Source organism: Nitratireductor basaltis (genome assembly GCF_000733725.1).
Classification (GTDB): domain Bacteria; phylum Pseudomonadota; class Alphaproteobacteria; order Rhizobiales; family Rhizobiaceae; genus Chelativorans; species Chelativorans basaltis.
In genome coordinates this window covers 278,639-297,515 of sequence record NZ_JMQM01000002.1, presented here as the reverse complement: position 1 = coordinate 297,515, position 18,877 = coordinate 278,639, and the positions used below count along the sequence as shown (strand labels likewise).

At 59.9% G+C, this 18,877-nt stretch carries 15 protein-coding genes and 1 tRNA gene; 5 read left to right on the top strand and 11 right to left on the bottom strand.

Features of this window, described 5'->3' with window-relative positions; translation table 11 throughout:
* The first annotated feature begins 182 nt into the window (after nt 1-182).
* A tRNA-Ser gene (locus tag EL18_RS13795) sits at nt 183-272 on the top strand.
* A 57-nt stretch (nt 273-329) separates the two neighbouring features.
* Here EL18_RS13795 and EL18_RS13790 read toward each other — a convergent pair.
* Both EL18_RS13790 and EL18_RS18090 read right to left on the bottom strand, forming a co-directional pair.
* Nucleotides 330-689 (bottom strand): DUF2200 domain-containing protein, encoded by a 360-nt coding sequence (locus tag EL18_RS13790; RefSeq protein ID WP_036485491.1) that lies wholly within the window; start codon nt 687-689, stop codon nt 330-332.
* Nucleotides 662-991, bottom strand: coding sequence for a hypothetical protein (locus tag EL18_RS18090; RefSeq protein WP_200875547.1), 330 nt, complete (start codon nt 989-991; stop codon nt 662-664). Before EL18_RS18090 ends, EL18_RS13790 begins: the two co-directional genes overlap by 28 nt.
* Before the next feature lie 18 nt (nt 992-1,009).
* Between EL18_RS18090 and EL18_RS13785 the strand changes: the two genes are divergently transcribed.
* Complete coding sequence (locus EL18_RS13785; protein ID WP_244444604.1) at nt 1,010-4,096, top strand: PAS domain-containing hybrid sensor histidine kinase/response regulator; 3,087 nt, start codon at nt 1,010-1,012, stop codon at nt 4,094-4,096.
* A 5-nt stretch (nt 4,097-4,101) separates the two neighbouring features.
* Here EL18_RS13785 and EL18_RS13780 read toward each other — a convergent pair whose 3' ends face one another.
* The 6 genes from EL18_RS13780 to EL18_RS13755 all read right to left on the bottom strand — a co-directional run bounded on the left by EL18_RS13780 (nt 4,102) and on the right by EL18_RS13755 (nt 10,900).
* Nucleotides 4,102-4,872, bottom strand: a complete 771-nt coding sequence (locus EL18_RS13780; protein ID WP_036485488.1) for a hydroxypyruvate isomerase family protein — start codon at nt 4,870-4,872, stop codon at nt 4,102-4,104.
* A complete protein-coding gene (gene otnC / locus EL18_RS13775) occupies nt 4,869-5,519 on the bottom strand; it encodes a 3-oxo-tetronate 4-phosphate decarboxylase (protein WP_036485486.1) in 651 nt (216 codons plus the stop codon). Before otnC ends, EL18_RS13780 begins: the two co-directional genes overlap by 4 nt.
* Nucleotides 5,516-6,787 carry a 3-oxo-tetronate kinase gene (otnK, locus tag EL18_RS13770; RefSeq protein ID WP_036485485.1) on the bottom strand — a complete coding sequence of 424 codons (1,272 nt, stop codon included), beginning with the start codon at nt 6,785-6,787 and terminating at the stop codon, nt 5,516-5,518. The genes otnC and otnK overlap by 4 nt, the downstream gene beginning before the upstream one ends.
* An 89-nt stretch (nt 6,788-6,876) precedes the next feature.
* Complete coding sequence (gene ltnD, locus EL18_RS13765) at nt 6,877-7,785, bottom strand: L-threonate dehydrogenase (protein ID WP_036485483.1); 909 nt, start codon at nt 7,783-7,785, stop codon at nt 6,877-6,879.
* A 2-nt stretch (nt 7,786-7,787) separates the two neighbouring features.
* Nucleotides 7,788-9,803 (bottom strand): TRAP transporter large permease subunit, encoded by a 2,016-nt coding sequence (locus tag EL18_RS18340; RefSeq protein WP_081871245.1) that lies wholly within the window; start codon nt 9,801-9,803, stop codon nt 7,788-7,790.
* Between the two features lie 77 nt (nt 9,804-9,880).
* Nucleotides 9,881-10,900, bottom strand: a complete 1,020-nt coding sequence (locus EL18_RS13755) for a TRAP transporter substrate-binding protein (RefSeq protein WP_036485480.1) — start codon at nt 10,898-10,900, stop codon at nt 9,881-9,883.
* Nucleotides 10,901-11,135: 235 nt separating this feature from the next.
* Here EL18_RS13755 and EL18_RS13750 point away from each other — a divergent pair, with 235 nt between their 5' ends.
* Entirely contained in the window at nt 11,136-12,146 is a 1,011-nt protein-coding gene (locus tag EL18_RS13750; RefSeq protein WP_036485471.1) for a LacI family DNA-binding transcriptional regulator, read from the top strand.
* 59 nt (nt 12,147-12,205) lie between these two features.
* Here the strand turns inward: EL18_RS13750 and EL18_RS13745 are convergent, their stop codons facing one another.
* Both EL18_RS13745 and EL18_RS13740 read right to left on the bottom strand, forming a co-directional pair.
* Nucleotides 12,206-15,259, bottom strand: coding sequence for an efflux RND transporter permease subunit (locus EL18_RS13745; protein WP_036485468.1), 3,054 nt, complete (start codon nt 15,257-15,259; stop codon nt 12,206-12,208).
* Between the two features lie 8 nt (nt 15,260-15,267).
* Nucleotides 15,268-16,284 (bottom strand): efflux RND transporter periplasmic adaptor subunit, encoded by a 1,017-nt coding sequence (locus tag EL18_RS13740; RefSeq protein ID WP_244444603.1) that lies wholly within the window; start codon nt 16,282-16,284, stop codon nt 15,268-15,270.
* 183 nt (nt 16,285-16,467) lie between these two features.
* On the opposite strand from EL18_RS13740, the gene EL18_RS13735 reads away from it, so the two are divergent.
* Together EL18_RS13735 and EL18_RS13730 are read left to right on the top strand one after the other, a co-directional pair.
* Entirely contained in the window at nt 16,468-17,481 is a 1,014-nt protein-coding gene (locus tag EL18_RS13735; RefSeq protein WP_036485465.1) for an AraC family transcriptional regulator, read from the top strand.
* A 122-nt stretch (nt 17,482-17,603) separates the two neighbouring features.
* Complete coding sequence (locus EL18_RS13730) at nt 17,604-18,344, top strand: SDR family NAD(P)-dependent oxidoreductase (RefSeq protein WP_036485463.1); 741 nt, start codon at nt 17,604-17,606, stop codon at nt 18,342-18,344.
* 40 nt (nt 18,345-18,384) lie between these two features.
* Here EL18_RS13730 and EL18_RS13725 read toward each other — a convergent pair whose 3' ends face one another.
* Complete coding sequence (locus tag EL18_RS13725; protein ID WP_036485461.1) at nt 18,385-18,867, bottom strand: hypothetical protein; 483 nt, start codon at nt 18,865-18,867, stop codon at nt 18,385-18,387.
* Between the last annotated feature and the right edge of the window lie 10 nt (nt 18,868-18,877).

The window sequence follows — 18,877 nt, the reverse complement described above, 5'->3', positions numbered from 1 at the left end:
CGGCGCACGGGAAGACCCTTACGCCGCATCGCGCGGTGCATAGACGAGATATGCCACAAGGTCAAGCAGACGGGCCCCACAAACTGGCCGCACCCCGCATATTTGGCCTTGTAAGCCACGCCATTCATCGCTATCTAGGCGCCCGCACGACCATCGCCCCGGGCTGGGCGACCCCTTGAGACGGAGAGGTGGCTGAGTGGTTGAAAGCACCGCACTCGAAATGCGGCATGCTCGCAAGGGCATCGGGGGTTCGAATCCCTCCCTCTCCGCCATTCCTGCACGGTTCATTGCGTGGGCATGCGTGACGGTATCATCCGACCCCGTCCGGATCATGGCGTCTGCTGACGCAGAATCTTTTCCATTGGTCGGCCTTTGGCAATTTCATCCACCAGTTTGTCGAGATAGCGGATCTCCCGCATCAGCGGATCCTCGATCTCTTCCACCCGCACACCGCAGATCTTGCCAGTAATGAGCGTGCGGGCCGGATTGAGCCGCGGCGCCTGGGCGAAAAACTCGCGGATCGTGACCTTGGCCGCGATCTGGCGTTCGAGCCCCTCCCGGTCATAGCCCGTCATCCACATCACCACCTCGTCCACCTCGGCCTGTGAGCGCTGCTTGCGCTCCACCTTGGCCACATAAAGCGGATGGATGCTTGCAAAGCTCATCGAATAGATTCGGTGTTCGGCCATTCCTGCGCCTCATGGTGCTGAAAGGTGGCATCGTCTATCGCAATGGTGGCAACATGAAGCCGCTCCGCCAGGCCCGGGGCAATTGCCAAACCTTTTGGTGACAATAAGTTGCACAACCCATTGCCTAATGAAACCGGCGCAATAAATCTGCACCTGACGCATGCCGTTCCGGCAGTGTGCGGCAGTTGATTGCGCATGAAGGGCATATTGGAATGACCGGAGAGCTTGGTGACGCCGTCAGACCTGCTGATGCTGATTTTCTGACCGGTGGCGGCGAGATGGGGGAGCTGATCCGGCAACATCCTTGGGCAGACACGCCAATGGATGAGCCACGGAATTGGCCAACGCCGCTCAAGACACTGACAAGCATCATGCTATCCGCCAACCAGCCGATGTTTCTGGTCTGGGGCGCCGGTCGCTTGATGATCTACAATGACGCCTATTCGCAGATCCTGGCAACCAAGCACCCCCACGCCCTTGGCCGCGACTTCCTGGAGGTATGGCGGGAGATCCGCGACGACCTGAACCCGATCGTGGAACAGGCCTATTCAGGCAAGCCTGTTCACATGGATGACATCGAGCTTGTCCTCAATCGCCGAGGATATCCCGAAGAGACACATTTCAGCTTCTCCTATACGCCGATCCGTGGTGACGACGGCCAGATACTCGGCTTCTTTTGCCCGCTCACCGAAACCACCGCGCAGGTATTGGCCGAAAGACGGCTTCGCGAAAGCGAGGCGCGCGCCAAGGGTGTGCTCGATGGAATGGCGGAAGGCTTCCTTCTGCTTGATCCCGGATTCCGCATTCTGGATCTCAACTCCGAATTCCTGAGACAATCTTCCCGCTCCCGCCACGAGCTTCTGGGGCAGAGCTATTTCGCGACACATCCCGACAGTGAGAATTCCGAGATCGGGCGATTTTTCAAACGCTCCATGACTGAACGCGTCGCCGCTTCCATGGAACATCGCAGTGTCACTGTAGATGCCGAGACCTGGCTGGAGACACGGGTCTATCCGGTGGAAGAAGGGCTCGCCGTCTTCTTTCGCGACATCACCGAACAGAAGCTTTCCGAAGCAGCGGCTCACGAGACTGATGAGCGTTATCGGCTGGCGATACGGGCCACCAACGATGCCATATGGGATTGGCACTTCGCGACCAATCATGTCCTTTGGAACGAGGCCCTCGAGACCGCCTACGGGCATCGCCCCGAAACGGTGGAACCGACGGGCGAATGGTGGCTGGAACAAATCCACCCGGATGACCGCCAGCGCATCCATGACAGCATTCATGAAGCCATTGACGGCACCGCGGAGAGCTGGAGCGACGAGTATCGTTTCGCCCGCGCCGACGGCACCTATGCCGAAGTCTTCGATCGCGGCCACGTGATCCGCGACGAGCATGGCAAGGCCGCTCGGATGATCGGCGCCATGCTTGATCTGACGGAGCAGCGCAGAAGCCAGACCGCGTTGCGCAAGAGCGAGGAACGTTATCGCACCCTCTTCAACTCGATGGATTCCGGGTTTTGCGTGGTTGAAGTGGATCTCACCTCGGACCAGCGGATCGACTACCGTGTGGTCGAGGCCAATCCGGCCTTTTATGAGCATACCGGATTTCCCAAGGAGATTCTTGGCCAGTGGCTGAGGCAAGCTGCACCGGCGCTTGAGGAATTCTGGTTCAGGACCTATGGCCGCGTCGCACGTACCGGCATTGCGGAACGCTTCGAGCAAGGATCAGAGGCGCTCGGCCGCTGGTTCGATGTCTACGCATTCCGGCTGGGCGATCCCGACGATCAGCGCGTTGCGATCCTGTTCAACGACATCTCCGCCCGCCGCGCCGCGGAACTGCGGCTGACGGAGCTGAACGAAAATCTCGAGACCGAAGTTGCCGAACGCACGGCCGAACGTGACCGCATGTGGGACACCTCCCCCGACCTGATGGTCGTGATCGATTTCGAGGGCTATCTCCGCAGGGTGAATCCGGCTTGGGAAGCGGTACTTGGCTACAGCGAGAGCGAGTTGGTGGGCCGCCACGTGAACGAATTCGTCCTCGAGGAGGACCACCGCGATACGGTGGACGCCTACGAATTTGCGGCGCAAGGCGGCAAGCCGAAGATCATCAACCGCTACCGGCACAAGGACGGATCGACCCGGTGGATCTCATGGGTTGCAGCCCCCACAAGCGACCTCACCTACGCCACCGGGCGTGACATCACGAGTGAGCGCAAGGCCGCAGCCGAACTGGAACAGGCGCAGGAAGCGTTGCGCCAGAGCCAGAAAATGGAAGCTGTCGGCCAGTTGACGGGCGGTCTTGCCCATGACTTCAACAATCTTCTCGCCGGTATCTCCGGATCTCTCGAACTGATGGGCAAGCGCCTGGAACAGGGGCGCATGGCCGATATCGACCGGCTGCTCAACGCGGCACAGGGTGCAAGCAAGCGCGCAGCCGCCCTGACCCACAGATTGCTCGCCTTCTCCCGCCGCCAGACACTCGACCCCAAGCCCACCAACATTGGCGCACTGGTGGGCGGAATGGAGGAGCTGATCCGCCGCAGTGTCGGACCGTCCATATCGGTGGGCACCGTCACCGACGGCAGCCTGTGGAACGTGCTGGTGGACCCCAACCAGCTCGAGAACGCACTGCTCAATCTGTGCATCAATGCGCGTGACGCCATGCCGGGTGGCGGAGAGATCACCATCGATACGAGCAATCGGGAACTCGACGAGCGGGCGGCCCGGCTCTCGGAACTGCCCGCAGGCCAATATGTCCTGCTGGCCGTGCGCGACACCGGCTCGGGCATGACGCCCGACGTCATAGAAAAGGCCTTCGACCCCTTCTTCACCACAAAACCGATCGGCCTGGGCACGGGCCTTGGCCTTTCGATGATCTATGGCTTCGTTCGCCAGTCGGGCGGCAGCGTTAAAATCAGCTCCGAGGTCAATGTCGGAACAACCGTCGAAATCTATCTTCCTCGCCATGTGGGTGAGGACGACGATACGGGTCTTGCTCCACAAGAGCTGGAACATTTCGAAGCACCGGCAGCGAGGTCCGTGCTTGTCATCGATGACGAACCGCTGGTCAGAATGCTGGTCGTGGATGTTCTCGAGGAGCTCGGCTACTCCGCCCTTGAAGCCGGTGATGGCCCGTCAGGCATGAAGATCATCGATTCTGACGAACCGATCGATCTGCTGATCACCGATATCGGTCTGCCAAACGGCATGAACGGGCGTCAGGTCGCCGAAGCTGCCAGACTTTCCCGTCCGGAACTGAAGGTATTGTTCATAACCGGCTATGCGGAAAACGCCGTGTTCAATCACGGTCACCTCCAGCATGGGATGCAGGTGGTGACAAAACCCTTCGACATCAGCGTCCTGGCCGAGCGCATCCAGACCATGATGGCAGAGGAATAGGCCGACTATGCGTCTCGAAGCTGCCGCGCCATCCATCCGAGACTGTTCTCGGTGGACCCGACGGGCTTGTACTCTGCACCAAGCGGCGCATCATAGCCCAGCTCTTCGAGCAGGCCGAATATGTAGGAATAGCTGACCTCGCCACCGTCAGGTGGGCCCCTGTCCGGCACGGACGCAAACTGGACATGACCTGTCACCGGCAGAAGCCTTTTCAAACGATTGGTCAGATTACCTTCCATGAGCTGCACATGATAGCAGTCGAACATCAGCTTGAGGTTGGGCGCGCCGAGCTCTTCCATGATCATGCATGCCTGCTCCGTCGTGGACAGGAAATAACCCGGTGCATCGTAGTGATTGAGCGGCTCGATCAGGATCGTGATGCCATGCGGCAATGCCGCCTTGCAGGCATATCCGAGATTGGCGAGGAAGCAGCGATGTGCCTCTTCCCCTGAGGCGAAACCGGCCATGACGTGGATATTGGCAGCACCGATAGTGCTCGCATAAGAAATTGCCTCGTCGATGGCGGCTCTGGCGTCGGTCTCGCGCCCGGGCAGCGCGGAAAGCCCGTTCTCGCCTGAAGCGACATCGCCGCGGCTCGTGTTGAGCCCCAGCATCTCGAGCCCCGTCTCCCCGAGCGCTGCAGCAACCTCCGCAGCGGGCACATCATAGGGCCAGTGGCACTCCACCGCATCAAACCCGGCCATTTTCGCCGCACGAATGGCCTCGGGCAGCGACCGGTCCTTCCAGAGAAAGCCGAGATTGGCGGAAAATCTCATGCCTCCCACTCCACATCGAACTTTGTCACCAGTTGTTGAACCTGCGCATTCGACAGAACCCGGGGATTGAGTCCACGCGTCATCATGGCAAGCCGTGCGGTATCCTCCAGTTCCTCGATGGCATTGCACGCGGCCTCGACATCCTTGGCGGCGACAACCGGCCCGTGATTGGCCAGCATCACCGCCGAGCGCTTGCCCGCAAGCCCGCGCACGGCTTCGCCCATCGCGGGATCACCGGGCAGGAAGAATGGCAAGAGCTTCACCTTGCCAAGCTTCATGATCGCGTAAGGGGTCAGTGGCGGCAGGAAATTGTCCTCGTCCACATCCGGCATCATGGAGAGTGCCACCGAATGACAGGAGTGAAGATGCACCACGGCACCCGCAGTCGAGCGTGTTTCGTAGAATGCCGAGTGGAGCGGCATTTCCTTGGTAGGTTTGTCACCACCGATGAGGTTTCCGCCGGCATCGAAACGGCTGAGTCGGCCGGGGTCAAGCCGGCCGAAACTCGTGCCGGTCGGGCTGACGAGCAATCCGCCATCCTCCGTGCGCGCGGAGATGTTTCCGGTGCTGCCACCAGTGAGGCCACGGTCGAACATGGACTTGGCCAGAAGGCAGATCTGCTCTCGAAGCTGGGCTTCCTTGCTCATGGCCGATCAAGCACTCCCTGTGCATCCGTGAAAAAGGTCTCGCTGCCGAAATTGCCTGATTTCAGCGTCAACGCAATCTGCTGTCCGCCGGACTCGCAATATGTCCACGGTACGCCAGGCGCTATTTCAGCACCGATATCGAGCTGTGATACGCCGAGAGCCTTCGTGACGGCACCTGAGGTCTCGCCACCTGCAACGATGATGCGCCTTGCGCCCTTGTCGCGAGCCGCCACCGCACATCGCGCCAGCGCTTCTTCGACAAGTGCACCGGCCTTCGCAACACCAAGCTTTTCCTGTGAGGCTTTCACCTTGTCCGGCTCGGCGGTGGCATAGAGGATCGGTGCCTTCGACAGATCCTGCGCCTGCAACCAGTCCAGCGCGCCCTCCGGCCCTTCTTCGGCAAGGGTCAGTGGATCAAGTTGATAGGCTGGTGCGCCGGTCTTCCGGTAATACGCAACCTGCTTGTTGGTCATCGCCGAGCAGCTTCCCGAAAGGACGACCGTTTCACGGTCAAGCTGCGGCCTCGTTCCCCCGATGGCATCGCGTGAAAGTGTGCCATCCTGCAGATAGAGTGCGGGTAGTGGCATGGCAACGGCGCTGCCGCCGGTAAGCAGGGTCATGTCGCGGCAGGCTTCGGCAATGATCTCGAGATCACTGTTGGCCACCGCATCGACGACCACATGAGCGACGCCCTCGCCCCTCAGCCGGTCGAGCTCGCCGCGAAGCCGCCCGGCACCGGCAGCCACCGTCAGCCGGTCCGCCAGGCCCACCGGGCGCTTCACCTGCGGCTCAAGCAGGCGCATCAGATTGCTGTCGCGCATGGGGGTCAGCGGATGATCCTTCATGGGGCTTTCGGCCAGAGGCTGCCGCCCGACGAACAGATTGCCCATGAAGATGGAGCGGCCGTTTTCCGGGAAGGCAGGGCAGTAAATCGTCTGCTCGACGCCCAGTTCATTCATGAGCGCTTCGGCAACCGGACCGATATTGCCTTCCGTCGTGCTGTCGAATGTGGAGCAATATTTCCAGAAGAAGCGCGGGGCACCCGCGGCCTTGAGCCAACGCAGCGCCGCGAGCGCTTCCCCCACGGCTTCGTCCACCGGGGCGGTGCGTGACTTGAGCGCGATCACTTCGAATTCGGCCGCATCGCGCGGCGGCTCGGTCGGTACGCCTATGCGCAGCGACACACGCACCCCGCTGCGCGCCAGAAGCCCGGCGAGGTCTGTCGCACCCGTAAAGTCATCTGCGATACAGCCCAAAAGCGTGGCCATGTAATTGTCCCCCTTGATAAAGCACGATGCCGCGCGATTTGGCGCGCAGCATCAGGTTCTAAAATTGATTTGCTGCCGCGAGCAGTCGGTCAGCTTTCGCCTTCGCCGGGCAACCTGAGCCCCGCCTTGCGTGCGTAGACCTTGGCAACCGCGGCATCGTCATCCCAACCCAGCCCCATCTCAGCCGCAGCCTTGAACTGCTGCAGCGCGACCGCAGTGATTGGCGCCTCGAAGTCGCAGGATTGCGCAATGTCGAGCACTATGCCGAGATCCTTCGGCCAGATATTCACCGAACTTCTGGGTGTGTAGTCACCCTCAACGATATGCGGCGCGCGGTTCTCCAGCATCCAGCTCGTACCAGCACATTTGCTGATGACCTCGACAAAGGTTTCCGGCTGGATGCCTTGCGTCATCCCGAAAGTCAGCGCCTCGGCCATGGTCGCGATATGAACACCGGCCAGAAGCTGGTTCACCGCCTTCATGGCGCTGCCTGCACCTGCCGAATGACCAAGTTCGAACACGCGCTCGGCGATGCTGTCCAGAAGCGGCTCGGCAGCAGTGAAGGCCTCAGGCCTGCCGGAGGCCATGATGGAAAGCTCGCCATTTGCTGCCTTGGCTGCACCACCTGAAATGGGTGCATCCAGATAGAGAACACCACGCTTCTCGCATCGCGCAGCCATGTCACGGGCAAAGGCAGGCGGGACGGTTGCACATGCAATCACGACCGCACCCGGATGCAAGCGGGGGACAATTCCGTTCTCGCCGAAAAGCACCGTATCCGTCTGTTTGGCGTTCAGCACGACTACCGCCACCGCGTCCAGATCGCCGGCAACAAGTTCCACCTCGTCTGCTTCACCACCCTCTGACCGCAAGCGTGCGACGCGATCGGCGTTGATGTCGCTTCCCCATACGCGGTGCCCACCACGAAGAGCGGAGAGCGCCATGCCATAGCCCATTGAACCGAGGCCGATCACGGCCACCTTTTGGCGGATGGTCATAGTCAATTTCCTTTGAGCCAGTTTGGCAGCCAGAGTGCGACTTCGGGGAAGAACAGGACGATCGCCAGCGCCACCACCTGAATCGCGATGAAGGGAACCAGCGCGCGGAATATCTCCGACAGGCTCATATCCTTCGGCGCCACCGATTTCAGGTAGAACGCTGCCGGCCCGAAGGGCGGAGAGAGATAGCTTACCTGCATGTTCATGGCGAAGAGGATGCCGAACCAGACCGGGTCCATGCCAAGCTTGATGATGATCGGCACGAAGATCGGCATGGTCAAAAGCGCGATGCCGATCCAGTCCATGAAAAGGCCGAGTACCACGAGAATGGCCATCATGATGAGCACGATCACGAGCGGCGTGGCCCCACTGTCGAGGATCGCACCTTCGATGAAGCGGTTGCCGCCCATCAGATTGTAGACACCCACAAGTGCCGCCGCCCCGAGGCCGATCCAGATGATCATGCCGCAGGTCTCAAGCGTCTGGCGCAGACTGTCGCGGATGAGATCCCAGGTGACTTCGCGCCGGATGAGAGCGGATACAAACACGCCCACCACACCCATCGCAGCCGCTTCCGTGACCGAAGCGATGCCGCCATAGATCGAGCCGAGAACGGTGAAGGCGACAAAAACCGGCAATACGACACCCTTCAGCTTGGAGACCTTTTCCGAAAGCGGGATGTCGAGTTCTTCCTCGGAAATGGCCGGGCCGAGATCCGGGTCCAGCGTACAACGCGTATAGATATAGATGATATAGAACGAGGCCAGCATCAGGCCAGGCGTCACCGTTGCCAGGAAGAGGTCGCCAATCGAGACGCTGGAGGTGAGGCCGTAGACGATGAGCACGATGGATGGCGGGATCATCGTGCCAAGCGAACCGCCGGCACAGACCGTACCGATTGCCAGCGCGCGGTTGTAGCCAAGACGCAGCATCTGCGGCAGCGCGATCAGGCCAAGCAGCACGATCTCGCCGCCGATGATGCCGGATATCGCCGCCAGGAAGACCGCCGCGATGAGCGTCTGGATCGCAACGCCACCTTTCAGTCGACCGGCAACAAGCCGCATCGCGTCATAGAGATCACGCGCCATGCCCGAGCGGTCCAGAAGCGATGCCATCAACACGAACATCGGGATGGCGACCAGCACATATTCGTTCACGAAGGAGTAGATGCGGCTGGAAACGAGCGGAACACCCATGGTTCCAAACCAGGCGATCGTGAAGAGAAGAGCAATCAATCCGGTGACAAATGCAAGCGGTATACCTGTCAGGATCAGCACCATGATGCTGCCCACCAGCATCAGCGAGCCGGTCTGGATGCCCAGGCTACGGCCTTCGGTGAACAGCACATAACCGCCAATCAGGAGAATGCCGAAAACCACGGCGATGCCGATCAGTGCCAGCTTGTTCGGTGGCTCGCCCGCGCTCTGGCGAAAGCCCTTCCCCTGCCAGGCGGTCCATAGCTGGCCAATCGACTGAATGGCAAGGAAACCGGCGGTAATCAGAAGCGCCATTTTCACGAGCGCGGGTGTGATGGGATTCCAGGCTGAACCGGATTTTTCCAGGCGAAGATCACCTTGCGGTGTCCACCAGGACTTTTCGACCATCGTGTAGGCTGCATAGGCGATGGCCAGCGCAAAGAAGAGCGCCAGAAGCGCATTGACGAAGTCGAGCATCCGGCGCGTGCCGCCGCTGGTGCTGAAATAGATGAGGCCGATGCGGATGTGCTTGTCGCCCGCAAGACACTGCATTCCGCCATAGAGGTAGCAAACGGCAACCAGCGCGATAACGGTCTCGTGGGCCCAGATGGTGGGCGCATTGAAGAAATAGCGCGCCACGATCTCGTAGATCGAGATGACCGTCGCGATTGCAAAGAGGAAACTGACGGCGCCTCCAAAGGAAACGATGCTACGGTCGAGCAAATTCTGCGGACCACCCTTTTCGTCGTCCAAGGCAGATTTCAGCACATCGAGCTGATCGGGTATGTCGACCTCGTTTACTGCAAGCTTTTGCTGAGACACCGTTGCTCCTCCCCTAGAGCGCTTACTGACAAAAAGGGGGAGGCTTCAGTGAAGCCTCCCCGCAAGCCCATGGATGTCTACTCTTCGAGGAGTCCTTCGGAGACGAGATAGGTCGTCACGCTGTCATAGGCCTTCTTGGCCATTTCCGAGCGCTCCGCCCAGTTCGACCACTGGCTCTGTGCGATGCCGCGGAACTTGGCACGCTCTTCGTCCGACCAGTTGATGACGGTGATTTCCGGATCCGCTTCAGCTTCCGCGACAGCCTTCTCGTCCTGCTCGCGCAGCTGCGAAACCATGTCACGCGCAAATGTGGGAACCGAATCGTTGAGGATCTTCTTCAGATCATCGGGCAGGCCATCATAGATGTCCTTGTTCATCGAGATTTCGATGATCGGCATGGAATGGAAACCCGGATAGAGCGGATATTTCGCGAAGTCGTGCATGCCCTGGGCATGATTGGTGGAGAAGACCGTGTAGTCTGCTGCGTCGATCACGCCCTTTTCAAGCGAGGTGTAGACTTCCGAGCCCGGCAGATTGACGGGCGATGCACCTGCTGCCGCGAACACCTCCTGCACCATGCCCTCCGGCGCGCGCATCTTCACGCCCTTCAGATCTTCCACGCTGTGAATAGGCTTGGTGGAGATGAAGGATTCCACGCCCGTTGCAGAAGCACCGAGGAACTGCAGGCCGTAGGGATTGACCAGCTCGTTGAAGAGCTCCTTGCCGCCGCCATTTTCCATATAGCCGAACATCTGCTCAGGCGCCGACCAGGCACCAACGAGATTGCCGAGCATGGCAAATGCCGGGTCCTTGCCGGAGAAATAGGACGGATCGGTGATGTGGCCCTGCAGGATGCCGGCGCCGACAGCGTCAAGCGTTTCGTTATGCGCAACGACCGTGCCCACCGGCACAACCGTGATTTCGATGCGGCCATCCGAGGCTTCACCGACGCTCTCCGCCCAGGCCTGCTGCATTGGAAAGAAGTTGTCGCCAGCCTGCGCCGAGGTCTGGAATGTCCATTCATATTCCTGCGCTACCGCAGGGGCGGCTGCGAATGCGCTGCCCAGCAGAATGGATGCAAAAAGCTTCAGTTTCATGATTCCTCCCGTCACCGCCCGCGCGGTGTGTTTTCGATCCTCCCCTCCGACCGATCTGTCGAAGAGTTTACCGGCTCCATAAATGCTGGTATCGATACCGGTATCGATATCATGAACAGAAGATTCGGAATTTGTCAAACACCACACGCATTGCGCGTCACCAGCGAAATGCGGCATAGGACAAGGAAACCCAGGGGAGGCCGCCATATATCGCAGCGGTCAACAGGATCACCCGATGAGAAAGCGAAAAACGCTGGTTGATGTCGCGGCCGCTGCCGGCGTCAGCAAGATGACGGCTTCACGTGCATTGCGCGGCGACAAGGACGTTTCGAAGGCGAGCATCGAGCGCGTTCGGGCAGCCGCTCGTGAGATTGGTTACTACGGCAATCATCTCGCGGCTTCGCTTTCCAGCTCCCGCGCCGAACTGATCGGTGTGGTCGTCCCCGCACTCGCAAATGTTGTGTTTCCCGAAGTCATGTCCGGTGTATCCGATGCGCTGCGTGGGACCGGGTTCCAGCCCGTCTTCGGAGTCACCGAATACGACACCGAGAAGGAATACGAGATCATCCGCAGCATGCTGTCCTGGCGGCCAGCTGGCCTGATCATCACCGGTCTCGAACAGACCGAAGCGACAAGAAAGCTCCTGAGCGGCGCAGATATTCCAATCGTTCAGACAATGGACTGCGATGGCGAGCCCCTGGACGCATGTGTCGGTTTCTCCCATAGCAAGGCTGGCTATGACATTGCAAAGGCGCTGCTTGCGACCGGTCGCAGGAGAATTGGCTATGCGGGCTGCAACCTGGACAAGGACACGCGTGCTGCCAAACGGCGACAGGGCTTCCTCAGGGCACTTGCGGACAGCGGCGTCCCTCTTGCAGGCGAAGTGACTGCTTCAGGCCTTTCATCCATCCAGAGCGGCAGAAAGCTGGCAGAGGAGATATTGAAGCGGTACCCTGATCTCGACTGTATCTATTTCTCGAATGACGATCTTGCCGCCGGCGGCATCTGCTACTGCCTGGAAACCGGCATGGCCGTGCCGGAGCAGATAGCCCTTGCGGGCTTCAATGGGCTGGACATCATCGAGGGGTTTCCCGGCCGCATTGCCACTTCCAAGACCGCAAGACACGCCATCGGTCAGGCCGCAGCCGGCATCATCCTCGAAGCCGTCAAGGGCAATGGCAGCACAGGCGGGCAGAGGATCATCCTGGAGCCAACGATCTCGCTCGGTGCCCTGCAAAAGGCCTGATGGGGCGAAGTGTCGGATCGGCCGGATGCTTTCTCCACACCCGGCCAATCACTCAAGGTTCAGGCTGCTGCGGGAACCGGTGCGGCAGCCTTCGCGGCACTGCGTCTGAAGAACAGATAGTAGAACACCGGTGCCGCGATCAGCGTCAGGATGGAGGCAAATGCCAGACCACCCATGATGGTCGCTGCCATAGAGCGGAAGAACGCGTCTCCAAGCAGCGGCAACATGCCGAGGATGGTCGTCGCTGCAGCCAGGAAGACAGGACGCAAGCGCGAGGTAGATGCTTCCACGATGGCATCCTTGAGCGGCAGGTCCGGTCTCGCTTCACGCGTCAGATCGATCTCCTCGACCAGCACGATGCCGTTCTTGATCAGCATGCCTGATAGCGAAAGCAGACCGAGCAGCGCGGTAAAGGTAAACGGCATACCGGTGCCAAGCAGCGCCAGAGCCACGCCATTGACCGACATGGGCACGAGAAGCCAGATGATGATGGGTTGGCGCAGCGCATTGAACAGCAGAACCGAGATCAGCACCATGATCAGAAGGCTGAGCGGAAGCTGTTTTCCAAGCGAGGCCTGAGCGTCTGACGAGCTCTCGAATTCGCCACCCCACTCCATCGTGTAGCCTTCGGGAAGTTCCATACCCTCGATAACACCGCGCACTTCCGCAAAGACCTGCGCGGCAGTCATGTTGCGTGGAATATCCGCTCCGACCGTGATGACATTGGTACGGTCTCGACGCTGGATCAACGTATCCTGCGCCTCGAACCGGAAGCCGTCGATCACCTGCGCGAGTGGAACGAATCCATTGGCGCTGTCGGAATAGATGACGTGATCGCTGAGCGACATTCCTTCATCCTGCGGGGCGCGGACGATGATCGGGATCTGTCGATTGCCCTCGCGGAATGTGCCGGCCTGCAGCCCGTCGGTGGCAAAACGCAGGATGGAAGCGACGTCGGAGCGTGAGACGCCCGCTTCCTGCGCCCTGTCATCGGCATAGACCGGACGCAGGACGAGCTCTTTCTCACGCCAGTCCATGCGCGGGTTCAAGATGTCTTCCGATGCCGAAGACAGTCGCTCGATGGCATCTTGTGCAAGAGCGCGAAGCACAGCCGGATCACGGCCGGAGAATCGCGCTTCAATGGGCGCGCCACCGCCCGGACCGAAGGCCAGCCTTTGCACGCGCACCTCGCCCTGAGGCAGGGTGAGCTCGGCATGATCTTCAAGAGCCCTCATCTCTTCTTCGATCACATCCAGCGATGAAACGCGCACGATAAGATGGCCATAGCTGGGATTGGGATCTTCTGCCGCATAGGTCAGCATGAAACGTGCAGCGCCCTGGCCCGAATAGGACGTCATCGCCACCACTTTCTCGCGTTCCTCCAGCCAGTCTTCCAGTTTCTGCATGTCCGCAGAGGTCTGGTGGATGGAAGCGCCCTGCGGCAACTTGTAATGCACGAAATAAAGCGGCGTGTTGCTGTCGGGGAAGAACTGCTGCTTCACCTGACCGAAAAGCATGTAGCAGACCACCGTTGTGGCCATCAGAAGCACGACCACGAGCCAACGCAGGCGAAGGCCCAGCCGCAACACACTGGCATAGGCACGGAAAAGCCCGCCGTCATAGCTGCCACTCTCCCCTGCAACGCCGCGGCGGAAGAAATAGTGACCCAGCAGCGGAGTGACCGTGATGGCCAGAAGCCAGGACATCAGGAGCGAAATTCCAATCACTGCGAAGAGCGAAAACAGGAACTCTCCCGTAGCGTCCGGACTGAGACCGATGCCGGCGAAGGCCATGATGCCGATGACGGTCGCACCCAGGAGCGGTATCTGCGTCTTGCGCGCGACGTCTGACGCGGCCTCGCGCGAAGACTGCCCGCCGGCCATGGCGATCTGCATGCCTTCGGCCACCACGATGGCATTGTCGACAAGCATGCCCATGGCAATGATCAGGGCGCCAAGCGAAATGCGCTCCATCTCGATGGAGCCGATCGCCATGAAGAACAGCGTTCCGACCACTGTCAGGAGCAGCGTCACGCCAACAACGATCGAGGCGCGCCAACCCATGAAGACCGCGAGCACTGCGATCACGATGGTGACCGACATTGCCAGATTGACCAGAAAGTCGTTTGAAGCTGCCTCCACGACTTCATGTTGCTGATAGATCGGCAATACGGAGACGCCCAGGGGGATCTCCGACTTCAGCTCTTCGAGCTTTGCGTCGACCCGTTTCCCGACCTCCACGATATTCTCGCTGGAAATGCCTGCGACGCCGAGCGTGAAGGCATCCACTCCATTGTGGCGGATGATCAGTTCCGGATCGCTTTCGCGATCCCGGTGAACCTTGGCGAAGTCGATGAGATTGACCACCTCACCCCCAACGCCCACCGACAATGCCGCAATCTCGTCGACCGAACTGGAGCCGTCCGGCCGCTGGATCAGAATCCGACCATTGTCGCGCTGAACCTCGCCGCTATCCACCACCTCGTCGGCACTGTTTATGGCGCCCTGAATGGCTGCCGGTGGAATGCCGAGCGTGGCTGTGAGCGCGAGATCCGGCTCCACATAGATCGCCTCATTGGGCACGCCCGAGACTATCGCATCGGCCACGCCGTCGACCGAGAGAACTTCGCGGCGCAGAAAATCCGCAAGTTCATTTATCTCCGCATCCGAATATCCCGGCGCGGTGACAGCGTAATAAAGGCCGTAGACATCACCGAAGCTGTCATTGACGAAGGGAGCCGACGCGCCGGTCGGCAATCGGGCTTCTGCCACGCGGTTGCGCAACTTGGTCCAGATCGCCGGAAGCTCCGTGCCGTCATACTCGTCCTTCATCGTGACCGACAGCCAGGAAAGCCCCGGCTGGTTCATGGTCTCGATTTCCTTCACCTCTCCGAGCTTCTGTATCTCGGACTCGATCGGTTCGGAAACCTCCTCGGCGACTTCCCTGGCAGAAGCACCGGGATAGTTGGTGACGACAACGGCGGTCTTGATGGTGAAGGCCGGATCTTCCAGCCGCCCAAGGGTGGAGAAGCCCCAGATGCCGCCAAAAAGACAGATGAGGATGAGGATCCAGGTATAGATCGGCCGATCTATCGAGAGGCGTGCAATATCCATGGTCTGGCCTATCCCTCGAAGCCGACGAACCGGCGCACCGCGTCGCCATCAGACAAGCTGGAAGCGCCGACTGCCACGATTTCCTGACCGGCCTCCAGGCCGGAGATCACTTCCACCCTGCCGCTCTCGGTTGCTTTTATCTCGATTGGCGTGCGCTTGACCGTGCCGCGGTCGCCTTCCTCGGCCTTGAACACCATGACACCGGGATTGCCGTCGCTGTCGAGGACGATTGCCGAAGCGGGTATTTCGAGATGTGTGCCATTTGTGCGCAGCCGCGCGGTGACCTTTGCAGACGAGCCCGGCAGGATCTTGAGGCCTTCGGGAGGCTCCATCCCCAGCGTGATGCTGTAGGTCTGGCTTACTGCCGTGGTTTCGGCATTGAATTCACGCACTTCCAGGGGGAAGCTTTCGTCAGTGGCAGGAAACTCGGCGAAAACCTCAAGATTGGCGTCATTGCCGGCGCGCTGGAAGATCGTCTCCGGCACGTCGATCTCGATCCGCAGCTCCGACATGTCGTGCAACCGCACGACCGGTGTGCCGGAGTTGATGGTAGAATAGTTCGGCACGAGACGCGAAGCCACGAGAGCGTCGAATGGCGCCGAGAGCGTCGCCTTCTCGAGGGAACGGCGGGCATTGCGCACCTTGATGCGGGCAAGCTCGACCTGCGTCTCGGCGTCCTGAAGTTCCGTGCGGCTGATCGCGCCACCCACCAGTTTCTGGTAGCGCTCGAGGATCCGCTGCGATTGTGCCGCCTGTGCCTCAGCTTCCGCAAGGCTCAGCTCGAAGCTTTCCTGATCAAGCCTGGCGACCAGATCACCTTCAGGCACCACCGCACCTTCCTCGACGGGCAGCTCAACGATCTGGCCACCGACCTGGAACGCAAGGTCGACGGTCTCGCGTGCAACGACATGGCCGAAAAAGACCCGATCAAGACCGTTGCCCACAGGGGTGACCTCCTCGATCTTCACGAAGGGCACGTCGGCGGAAGCAATGGCCGGGGTGGCTGAAACGATTAGGGTCGCCATCAAGAGGCGTGAAATGCTGGGTCGCATGACCTGCTGAAACTCCGTCGTGGGAACTTGATTCAAAAACTGTAGGCTTCGCCAGGGTCGCAAAGCCGAGCGACCGGCGGGTAAGGCGGGGCACATGTAGGGATGATGCAGCCGCACGTCTTGACATTAGAGGACAAATATTTGTCTTCTGAGGACATGGCGAATCTAATTCGGGCAGCGGCTCTGACCGGCTATCGTGAAGTCATGAGCAAACTCGGGCTGAAACCCGATCGCCTGCTCCACCGGTTCGGCATCCGTCCGGCGCTTTTGGAAACGGAAGACGCCATGCTCTCCATGGAAGCCGTGTGCGATTTGCTGGAAGAAAGCAGCAGATTGGCCGGTTGTCCCGATCTCGGGCTCCAGATCGCCAGGCACCAGCATTTCGGGGTGTTGGGCATATTGGGGATTGCGGCCCACAATGCGCGATCGCCCGCCGAGGCGACCCAGATTGTCGAGCGCTTCATATTCATCCAGGGCACGTCCCTGCGCCTGCGCATCTACCGGCCCAGTCCCGTGGACCCGCTGATGATCGGTGTGGGTGTGGAAGTGCAGGGGATGGCGCCGGAGCGGCAGCAGCAAATCCTCATGTTGTTCCTGGGGCTGATCTATCAAAGCGGGCGCCTGCGGGATCCCGACGGGACGAAGATCAGGCTTGTAAGCTTCAGGCACAAGCTGACGGGGCATCTACAGCTTTACCAGCGCCACTTCGATATTCCGGTGCTCGACGGGCAGCCGGTCACGGCCTTGCATGTTCCCACCAGTGAATGGAGCACGCCTGCGCCGGTTGAGAACCCGAAATTCAGCGAATTTGTCGAAGATTACCTCGCCCGCCATTATCCGGCACCAGCGAGCCGTTTTTCCGAACAGGTGCGTGCTGTCCTTGAGCCTCTTATAGGCACGCCGCAAGCCAATCGGGAGGACATCGCCCGCGTTTTGGCCGTACATCCCCGCACCATGCATCGCCGGCTGGCGGAAGAAGCCACCAGCTTCAACGCCATCAAGGACGAAATGCTGCGCGAACAGACACTGAAATTTCTGCGCGAGACCCAGTACTCGCTCGACCGGATCTCTTCCATGCTCGGCTTTCCATATCAGTCGAGCTTCAGCCGCTCCTGCCGTCGCTGGTTCGGCATTTCCCCAACCACGCTGCGCCGCAAGCTCAAAGCGTAGAGCTTCTGTGCCATAACCATCCGGTGTCTGGGTTCTGGCCCCAGGGACCCATCGCTGACAGAACAACTGTGGCAGAGCTCTGGCTCTGAAGAATCTTTTCATGAGGGGGAGACAAGAAGCGGATGAACGATTTTCAGGACAGGAAGGCGGTCGTGACGGGAGGAGCACAGGGCATCGGATTTGCGGTGGCCCGAAAGCTCACCGAGCAGGGAGCACAGGTCGCCCTCTGGGACCGTGATGAAACGCTGGCCAATGAGGCAGCAGTGGCACTGGGCGCAAATGCAATGGCTGTCGCCGTCGATATCGCCGATTGGACGAGCGTGGAAAAAGCCACCGCTTTCACACTGGACCGCTTCAAAAACGTGGACATACTGGTCAATTCCGCCGGAATTGCAGGGGCCAATGCTCCGCTCGTCGATTATCCGGTCGAGGAGTTCCAGCGGATCACGCAGATCAACCTGCTCGGCACATTTCATGTGAATCGCGCGCTGGTGGCATCAATGATCGCCAATGACTATGGGCGCATCGTCAACATTGCTTCGATTGCAGGCAAGGAGGGTAATCCCAACGCATCGGCCTATTCCGCCTCGAAGGCGGGAGTTATCGGGCTTACCAAGTCCCTCGGCAAGGAACTGGCCGACAAGAATATCGCGGTCAACTGCGTCACACCTGCAGCAGCGCGGACCCGCATATTCGACCAGATGAGCCAGGAGCATATCGACTACATGCTCGCCAAGATTCCGCGCGGACGTTTTCTTGAGCTTGATGAGGCCGCGGCAATGATCTGTTGGCTCTGCTCGGAGCAAAACAGCTTCACGACGGGCTCGGTCTTCGATCTGTCCGGTGGTCGCGCAACCTACTGACCGTGAAGGGAATGCCGGCGCGATTTGCGCCGGCCCGATATCAGCTCAATGGATGCGGCATGTAACCGACGAAGCCTGTGATCTTCCACTGGCCTTCGATACGCGCGCAGAAATAAAGTGTCTGCCAATTGAGGCGGTCGACACCGCCATCCGCCTTCACAACCGTGCCATCGAACTTCTTGTGCAGCACCGCGCGGTCACCGTTTATGTCGATGTCGCGCATATTGGTTGCCCGGAAAAGCGCGTCACGAAGCGGCTCGGCAAATTCGGTTTCCGCCGTGCGCTTTGCCTGCTGCAGCCATACATCCCGGTAGCTGTCGACATCGGGGAACTGCAGGCGCCAGGAATCCGGATTCTTCAGGAACTGCGCATGCATGCCGAAAAAGCGGTCATAGGCGAAGTCATCCTCAACCATCGACCAATCCTGGGCGAGGAAAGCATCGATATCGCGGTGAACGAGCATCTCCCACAAATAGTGACGGTCCGCATCGCCCTGCGGAAACGGGTTCTTGTCATGGCTCATGATATCGTCC